This is a genomic window from Streptomyces griseocarneus, assembly GCF_014655595.1.
In the GTDB taxonomy this organism is placed as follows: domain Bacteria; phylum Actinomycetota; class Actinomycetes; order Streptomycetales; family Streptomycetaceae; genus Streptomyces; species Streptomyces griseocarneus.
The window spans coordinates 1-7724 of sequence record NZ_BNBL01000003.1 but is presented as its reverse complement, the minus strand read 5'-3'; the positions used below and the strand labels follow the sequence as shown (position 1 = coordinate 7724).

Genomic DNA, 7724 nt, shown 5'->3' with positions numbered 1-7724 from the left:
GAACGGCATCGGCACGGTCCGCCGCACCACCCTCCCGGGCGGTCTGCGCATCGTCACCGAGACCCTGCCGTCCGTGCGCTCCGCGACCTTCGGCATCTGGGCCAACGTCGGCTCCCGCGACGAGACCCCGACGCTCAACGGCGCCACCCACTACCTGGAGCACCTGCTCTTCAAGGGCACGGCCAAGCGCAGCGCGCTCGACATCTCGGCCGCCATCGACGCGGTCGGCGGCGAGATGAACGCCTTCACGGCCAAGGAGTACACGTGCTACTACGCGCGCGTGCTCGACACGGACCTGCCGCTGGCCATCGACGTCGTGTGCGACATGCTCACCGGCTCGCTCATCGAGGCCTCCGACGTCGACGCCGAGCGCGGCGTGATCCTCGAAGAGATCGCGATGACCGAGGACGACCCCGGCGACTGCGTGCACGACCTCTTCGCGCACACCATGCTGGGCGACACCCCGCTCGGCCGCCCGGTCCTGGGCACGGTCGACACGATCAACGCCCTCACCCGCGACCAGATCGCCCGCTTCTACAAGAAGCACTACGACCCCACCCACCTGGTCGTGGCCGCCGCGGGCAACGTCGACCACGCCAAGGTCGTCCGCCAGGTCCGTGCCGCCTTTGAGAAGGCCGGCGCCCTGGGCCGTACGGACGCGGTGCCCGTCGCCCCGCGCTCCGGCGCCAAGACGATCCGCACCGCCGGCCGCGTCGAGCTGCTCGGCCGCAAGACCGAGCAGGCGCACGTCGTCCTCGGCATGCCGGGCCTGGCCCGCACCGACGAGCGCCGCTGGGCGCTCGGCGTGCTCAACACCGCCCTCGGCGGCGGCATGAGCTCGCGGCTGTTCCAGGAGGTCCGGGAGAAGCGCGGACTGGCCTACTCCGTCTACTCCTACACCTCCGGATACGCCGACTGCGGTCTCTTCGGCGTCTACGCCGGCTGCCGCCCCAGCCAGGTCCACGACGTGCTGCGGATCTGCCGCGACGAGCTGGACCGGGTGGCCGCGGACGGCCTGTCGGACGAGGAGATCGGCCGTGCCATCGGCCAGCTCTCCGGCTCCACCGTCCTCGGTCTCGAGGACACGGGCGCGCTGATGAACCGCATCGGCAAGAGCGAGCTGTGCTGGGGCGACCAGATGTCGGTCGACGACATGCTGACGCGCATCGCCGCCGTGACCCCGGACGAGATCCGCGAGGTGGCCCGCGATGTACTGGGGCAGCGTCCTTCGCTGTCCGTCATCGGCCCGCTGAAGGACAAGCAGGCCGCACGCCTGCACGAGGCCGTTTCTTAAATCGCTGAGTCGATGGTTCGAAGGAAGCAGGGACGATGAGCAAGCTGCGCGTCGCCGTCATCGGTGCCAAGGGCCGGATCGGCTCCGAGGCCGTACGGGCCGTGGAGGCCGCCGAGGACATGGAGCTGGTGGCCGCGCTGGGCCGGGGCGACGGCCTCGAGGCCCTCACCGAGGCGGGTGCCCAGGTCGCGGTCGAGCTGACGCACCCGGACTCGGTGATGGACAACCTCGAGTTCTGCGTCCGCAACGGCATCCACGGTGTCGTCGGTACGACCGGCTGGACTGAGGACCGCCTGGCGAAGCTGAACTCCTGGCTGGAGGCCTCGCCCTCCACCGGCGTGCTCATCGCCCCGAACTTCTCCATCGGCGCCGTCCTGACGATGGCCTTCGCCCAGCAGGCGGCCCGCTTCTTCGAGTCCGTCGAGGTCGTCGAGCTGCACCACCCGAACAAGGCGGACGCCCCCTCCGGCACCGCCACCCGCACCGCGCAGCTCATCGCGGCGGCGCGGCGCGAGGCGGGCTGCGCGCCGCAGCCGGACGCCACGACCACGGCCCTGGAGGGCGCGCGCGGCGCGGACGTCGACGGGGTGCCCGTGCACTCCGTACGGCTGCGCGGGCTGCTCGCCCACCAGGAGGTGCTGCTCGGCGACACCGGCGAGACGCTCACCATCCGGCACGACTCGCTGCACCACAGCTGCTTCATGCCGGGCATCCTGCTCGGCGCGCGCCGCGTGGTGACCACCCCGGGCCTGACGTTCGGCCTGGAACACTTCCTGGATCTGGGCTGATCACTGTGCGCGCGAAGATCGTCTATTTCGCCCTGGCCGCCGTCCTGGCCGTCTACTTCGTCCTGGTCGGCAGCCGCGGCGTCATGCTCATCCAGCAGGGCACCGTGGTCACCGTCGTCTTCGGCGCGGCGGTGCTGGTGCTGCCGTTCATCGGGGCCTGGTTCCTGTACCACACCACCAAGTTCGCGCGCGACGCCAACCGGCTGGCGCGGGAGCTGGAGGCCGAGGGCGGGCTGCCCGTCGACGAGCTCGTACGGACCCCCGGCGGCCGCATCGACCGCGACTCGGCGGACGCGGTGTTCGCCAAGCGCCGTGCCGAGACGGAGCGGGCGCCGGGTGACTGGCGCTCGTGGTTCCGGCTGGCGGTCGCCTACCACGACGCCCGCGACACCCCTCGCGCGCGCAAGGCGATGCAGCGGGCGATCGCCCTGCACGACGGGAAGCCGGTGCGGACCGCGGACGCGACCTAGGGCGTGTCCCAGGGCCTGTCCGCCGGACAGGCCCTCGCGCCTCAGCCCCGGGCGGCCGCGGCCCTGAGCTCGGCCACCCACTCCTCGGTGGCGTCGGCCGCCGCGGCGAAGGCCTGCGGGCGGCCGAGGAAGTCGGCGCCGTGATCGGTGACCAGAACGGGCAGCGGCCGGCCGTCGGCGCGGTGGACGACCAGTGCCTGGCCCTGGACCCTGCCGAGCACGCCCATCCTGCGGACGGGCTGCTGGACGATCCGTACGGATCCGACGGCGGACCACGGCAGCGAGGTGCCGGACAGCAGTCCGACCTGGCGCAGCCCGTTCTCGTCCACCCAGACGCCCGAACGGACCGACCGCCACGCGAGGGCGACGAGCAGCGAGGCGACGGCGAGGCAGATGCCCGCGCCGGGCAGCGCTCCGGCGAGGCCGATGATCACGGCGGCGACGAGCACCTGCGACGCGAGCAGAAGCAGCAGCGCCGCGCCACCCACCCGCAGCGGACCCGGGCGGTAAGGACGCCGCCGGCGCCGCCGGTCCTCGTACAGATCGGTGTACGGGTCCGGGGCCGGGTCTTCGCGGGGCAGTGGCGCGGCGGTCGCTGGAGCTTTCGCTGTCGCGAGATCGTCGTCGCGTTCGGCTGTCAGAAAGGGCAGGGGCACGACGGTTCCTCACTCACACACATGCACGCTCGAATGGCTGTGCGGGGTGAGGGTACCCGCTGGTCAGGGGCTGTGGATCAGCGGCCCGCGTTGGCTTCGGACTGCTGGGCCCGGTGTGTGTCGTGCGGGTTCGTCGAGAGGGCCGGCATGCCGAACAGCAGCGATCCGACGAGCCCCGCCGTGACCGTCAGCCCCACGAGGACCCGACCCACGATCTGCGAGCGGTCGACGCGTTCTCGGGGCGGCGGCGTGACGTTGCTGCGGTAACGCTCGGCCTCGGCGACGAAGGCGAACGGCACTGGCTCTCGCCGGCGGAACATGAAGGGCTCTCCTAGGAACCTTGAGGTGGACTGTCACATATAAGGACGTTCGAACTCCCTGCCGGGTGCCCGTTTTCCGTAACTTCTGTGAAAAATATCAACTGGCGCGCAACCCCCTTCCCGTGGTGGGGGTCGCACCCGGTCCCGGGCCCGGCGCGGTCCGAGTGTCAGTGGCGGCCCTTAGGCTTGGCGGCGGCCAAGCACAGCAATCTGGAAGGACCCCGCCGGTGACCGACACCCCCACCGAGGACGCCAAGGACGCGAAGCCGACGTTTCGCAGCGACGTGACCGTCGAGCTGGTCAAGCACAGCGCGGCGGACAGCGACGTGCTGTGGGCGGCCCGCGTCTCCACCGCCGGCGAGCAGTCCCTGGAGGAGATCACCAAGGACCCCGAGCGGTCCAAGGGGCTCATCAACTACCTGATGCGCGACCGCCACGGCAGCCCCTTCGAGCACAACTCGATGACCTTCTTCATCAGCGCCCCGATCTTCGTCTTCCGCGAGTTCATGCGGCACCGCGTCGGCTGGTCCTACAACGAGGAATCCGGTCGCTACCGGGAGCTCGAGCCCGTCTTCTACGTGCCGGGGGAGTCCCGCAAGCTGGTCCAGGAGGGCCGCCCGGGCAAGTACGTCTTCGTCGAGGGCACCGAGGCCCAGCACGAGCTCACCGGCCGTGTGATGGAGGACAGCTACCGCCGGGCGTACGAGGCCTACCAGGAGATGCTGGCCGCCGGCGTCGCCCGTGAGGTCGCCCGCTCGGTCCTTCCCGTCGGCCTGTTCTCCTCGATGTACGCCACGTGCAACGCCCGCTCGCTGATGCACTTCCTGGGCCTGCGCACCCAGCACGAGCTCGCGGCCGTCCCCTCCTTCCCGCAGCGGGAGATCGAGATGGTCGGCGAGAAGATGGAGGCGGAGTGGGCCAAGCTCATGCCGCTCACCTACGCCGCCTTCAACAAGAACGGTCGCGTCGCGCCCTGACCCGGCGCGCGAAGACCCCGTGACACGCTGCTACCGGAGCAGTGGGCACGGTGTCCGTATTGCGGCATTTCAATACCTTCATCTAGGCTGAAAAAACGGACCCGGCACTGCTTGAACCCCCGAGCAGGCAGTGCCGGGATCCCTTTTCGCACTCCCCCGAGGGAGCACCTCACGGTGAGCAACGAGTAGCGTGGCCCCCATGGCTCCGACCTCCACACCGCAGACGCCCTTCGGGCGGGTCCTGACCGCCATGGTCACGCCCTTCACCGCCGACGGCGCCCTCGACCTCGACGGCGCGCAGCGCCTCGCCGCACACCTGGTCGACGCAGGCAACGACGGCCTCGTCGTCAACGGCACCACCGGTGAGTCCCCCACCACCAGCGATGCGGAGAAAGCCCAGCTCGTACGAGCCGTCGTGGAGGCGGTCGGCGATCGCGCCCACGTCGTCGCCGGAGCCGGCACCAACGACACCCGTCACAGCATCGAGCTCGCCCGCGCCGCCGAGCAGGCGGGCGCCCACGGCCTCCTCGTCGTGACCCCGTACTACAACAAGCCCCCGCAGGAGGGCCTGCGCCGGCACTTCACCGCCGTCGCCGACGCCACCGGCCTGGACGTCATGCTCTACGACATCCCCGGCCGCAGCGGCGTCCAGCTCGAGACCGAGACCATGGTCCGGCTGGCCGAGCACCCGCGCATCGTCGCCAACAAGGACGCCAAGGGCGACCTCGGCGCCGCGAGCTGGGCCATGGCCCGGACCGGCCTCGCCTGGTACTCCGGGGACGACATGCTCAACCTGCCGCTGCTCTCCGTGGGCGCCGCGGGCTTCGTCTCGGTCGTCGGCCACGTCGTCGCCTCCGAGCTCCGCGCGCTCGTGGAGGCGTACCGGTCCGGCGACGTCGACAAGGCGGCCGAAATCCACCGGCGGCTGCTGCCGGTCTACACCGGCATGTTCCGCACCCAGGGCGTCATGACCACCAAGGCCGCGCTCGCCCTCCAGGGCCTGCCCGCCGGCCCGCTGCGACTGCCGCTCATCGGACTCACGGACGAGGAGACCGAGCAGCTCAAGAGCGATCTCGCCGCCGGCGGGGTACAGCTCTGACACCCAGACTTCACAACCGCATACCGGTCAACTGAATACCGACCCAACTGAATACCGACGACACCTGCAAGTGCACGAATGTCACGCGCGCCATGTGCCCACGGGGCATGTGGCGCGCGTGGTGAGGAGAGTCTTTTGAGCCACCCGCACCCTGAACTCGGTTCGCCGCCGAAGCTCCCGAAGGGCGGCCTGCGCGTCACCCCGCTCGGCGGCCTCGGCGAGATCGGCCGCAACATGACGGTCTTCGAGTACGACGGCCGCCTGCTGATCGTCGACTGCGGAGTGCTCTTCCCCGAGGAGGAGCAGCCCGGAGTCGATCTGATCCTGCCGGACTTCACGTCCATCCGTGACCGGCTCGACGACATCGACGGCATCGTGCTCACGCACGGTCACGAGGACCACATCGGTGGTGTCCCCTACCTCCTCCGCGAGAAGCCGGACATCCCCCTGATCGGCTCCAAGCTGACCCTCGCCCTGATCGAGGCCAAGCTCCAGGAGCACCGCATCCGCCCCTACACCCTCGAGGTCGTCGAGGGCGACCGCGAGCGCCTGGGCCCCTTCGACTGCGAGTTCATCGCGGTCAACCACTCCATCCCGGACGCCCTGGCCGTCGCCATCCGCACCCCGGCCGGCATGGCCGTCCACACCGGCGACTTCAAGATGGACCAGCTCCCGCTGGACCGTCGCCTGACCGACCTGCCCGCCTTCGCCAAGCTCGGCGAGGAGGGCATCGACCTCCTGCTCGTGGACTCCACGAACGCCGAGGTCCCCGGCTTCGTCCCGCCGGAGCGCGACATCTCCGGCGTGCTGCGCCAGGTCTTCGCGGGCGCCCAGAAGCGCATCATCGTGGCGAGCTTCGCCAGCCACGTCCACCGCATCCAGCAGATCCTCGACGCGGCACACGAGTACGGCCGCCGGGTCGCCTTCGTCGGCCGCTCGATGGTCCGCAACATGGGCATCGCCCGCGACCTGGGCTACCTGCGGGTGCCCGCCGGTCTCGTCGTGGACGTCAAGACCCTCGACGACCTGCCGGACGACGAGGTCGTGCTGGTCTGCACCGGCTCCCAGGGCGAGCCGATGGCCGCGCTCTCGCGCATGGCCAACCGCGACCACCAGATCCGGATCGTCCAGGGCGACACGGTCATCCTGGCCTCGTCCCTCATCCCGGGCAACGAGAACGCGGTCTACCGCGTGATCAACGGCCTGACCCGGTGGGGCGCCAACGTCGTGCACAAGGGCAACGCCCGCGTCCACGTCTCGGGCCACGCCTCGGCGGGCGAGCTGCTGTACTTCTACAACATCTGCAAGCCCAAGAACCTGATGCCGGTCCACGGCGAATGGCGCCACCTGCGGGCCAACGCCGAGCTCGGCGCCCTGACCGGCATCCCCAAGGACCACATCGTCATCGCCGAGGACGGCGTCGTCGTGGACCTGGTCGACGGCAAGGCGAAGATCGTCGGCAAGGTGCAGGCGGGCTACGTGTACGTGGACGGCCTCTCGGTCGGCGACGTCACCGAGGCCTCCCTCAAGGACCGCCGCATCCTCGGGGACGAAGGCATCATCTCCGTCTTCGTGGTCGTCGACAGCACGACGGGCAAGGTCGTCAGCGGCCCGCAGATCCAGGCGCGCGGCTCCGGCATCGAGGACGCGGCGTTCAACGCCGTCTCCCCGAAGATCGAGGAAGCCATCGCCAAGGCCGCCGCCGACGGCGTCGCCGAGCCGCACCAGCTCCAGCAGCTCGTGCGCCGCACGGTGGGCAAGTGGGTCTCCGACAGCTACCGCCGTCGTCCGATGATCCTCCCGGTCGTGGTTGAGGTCTGACATCGCGTCAGCCGTACGGGACGGCCGCCCCGGCTCGATTTGCATCCGGGCGCGGCCGTCCAGTACGTTTACGGCTCCACCGCAGCGGGAACGCCAAGCGCCTAGTGCGCAGGGCGGATCCGGAAGGCGGATGGAAATCCGACTCAGAGAAAATCTGATAAAGTCGGAAACCCCCGCCAACGGGGACCGGAAATGAAATTCCGAACCGGCTGCTTCGATTGAGAAGCGGTAAGGAACGGAAAACGGATCTGGTAAGGTTGGAAACAACGAAGGGAAGCGCCCGGAGGAAAGCCCGAGAG

At 70.0% G+C, this 7724-nt stretch carries 8 protein-coding genes; 6 read left to right on the top strand and 2 right to left on the bottom strand.

Annotated features, from left to right (window positions below; genetic code table 11):
• The 3 genes from IE295_RS08790 to IE295_RS08780 form a co-directional block, all read left to right on the top strand.
• Nucleotides 1–1294 (top strand): M16 family metallopeptidase (locus tag IE295_RS08790; RefSeq protein ID WP_190063000.1); only part of this gene is annotated, 1294 nt, incomplete at its 5' end.
• Nucleotides 1295–1329: 35 nt separating this feature from the next.
• On the top strand, nt 1330–2082 hold the full coding sequence (gene dapB, locus IE295_RS08785; RefSeq protein WP_190062999.1) for a 4-hydroxy-tetrahydrodipicolinate reductase: 753 nt from the start codon (nt 1330–1332) through the stop codon (nt 2080–2082).
• Nucleotides 2083–2087: 5 nt separating this feature from the next.
• Complete coding sequence (locus IE295_RS08780) at nt 2088–2552, top strand: tetratricopeptide repeat protein (protein WP_190062998.1); 465 nt, start codon at nt 2088–2090, stop codon at nt 2550–2552.
• A 41-nt stretch (nt 2553–2593) separates the two neighbouring features.
• Here the strand turns inward: IE295_RS08780 and IE295_RS08775 are convergent, their stop codons facing one another.
• Both IE295_RS08775 and IE295_RS08770 read right to left on the bottom strand, forming a co-directional pair.
• Nucleotides 2594–3208, bottom strand: coding sequence for an SCO5741 family PH domain-containing membrane protein (locus IE295_RS08775; protein WP_190062997.1), 615 nt, complete (start codon nt 3206–3208; stop codon nt 2594–2596).
• Nucleotides 3209–3285: 77 nt separating this feature from the next.
• Nucleotides 3286–3528 carry a hypothetical protein gene (locus IE295_RS08770; protein WP_190062996.1) on the bottom strand — a complete coding sequence of 81 codons (243 nt, stop codon included), beginning with the start codon at nt 3526–3528 and terminating at the stop codon, nt 3286–3288.
• Between the two features lie 227 nt (nt 3529–3755).
• Between IE295_RS08770 and thyX the strand changes: the two genes are divergently transcribed.
• The 3 genes from thyX (at nt 3756) to IE295_RS08755 (ending at nt 7425) form a co-directional block, all read left to right on the top strand.
• Nucleotides 3756–4505: an FAD-dependent thymidylate synthase gene (thyX, locus tag IE295_RS08765; protein WP_190062995.1), complete on the top strand. Its 750-nt coding sequence runs from the start codon at nt 3756–3758 to the stop codon at nt 4503–4505.
• Between the two features lie 199 nt (nt 4506–4704).
• Nucleotides 4705–5604 (top strand): 4-hydroxy-tetrahydrodipicolinate synthase, encoded by a 900-nt coding sequence (gene dapA, locus IE295_RS08760; RefSeq protein ID WP_190062994.1) that lies wholly within the window; start codon nt 4705–4707, stop codon nt 5602–5604.
• Nucleotides 5605–5739: 135 nt separating this feature from the next.
• Nucleotides 5740–7425, top strand: coding sequence for a ribonuclease J (locus IE295_RS08755; RefSeq protein ID WP_190062993.1), 1686 nt, complete (start codon nt 5740–5742; stop codon nt 7423–7425).
• Nucleotides 7426–7724: the final 299 nt, after the last annotated feature.

Coding starts and splice junctions, on each gene's coding strand:
- IE295_RS08770 (WP_190062996.1), bottom strand. CDS start 3,528: ATGTTCCGCCGGCGAGAGCCAGTGCCGTTCGCCTTCGTCGCCGAGGCC.
- dapB (WP_190062999.1), top strand. CDS start 1,330: ATGAGCAAGCTGCGCGTCGCCGTCATCGGTGCCAAGGGCCGGATCGGC.
- dapA (WP_190062994.1), top strand. CDS start 4,705: ATGGCTCCGACCTCCACACCGCAGACGCCCTTCGGGCGGGTCCTGACC.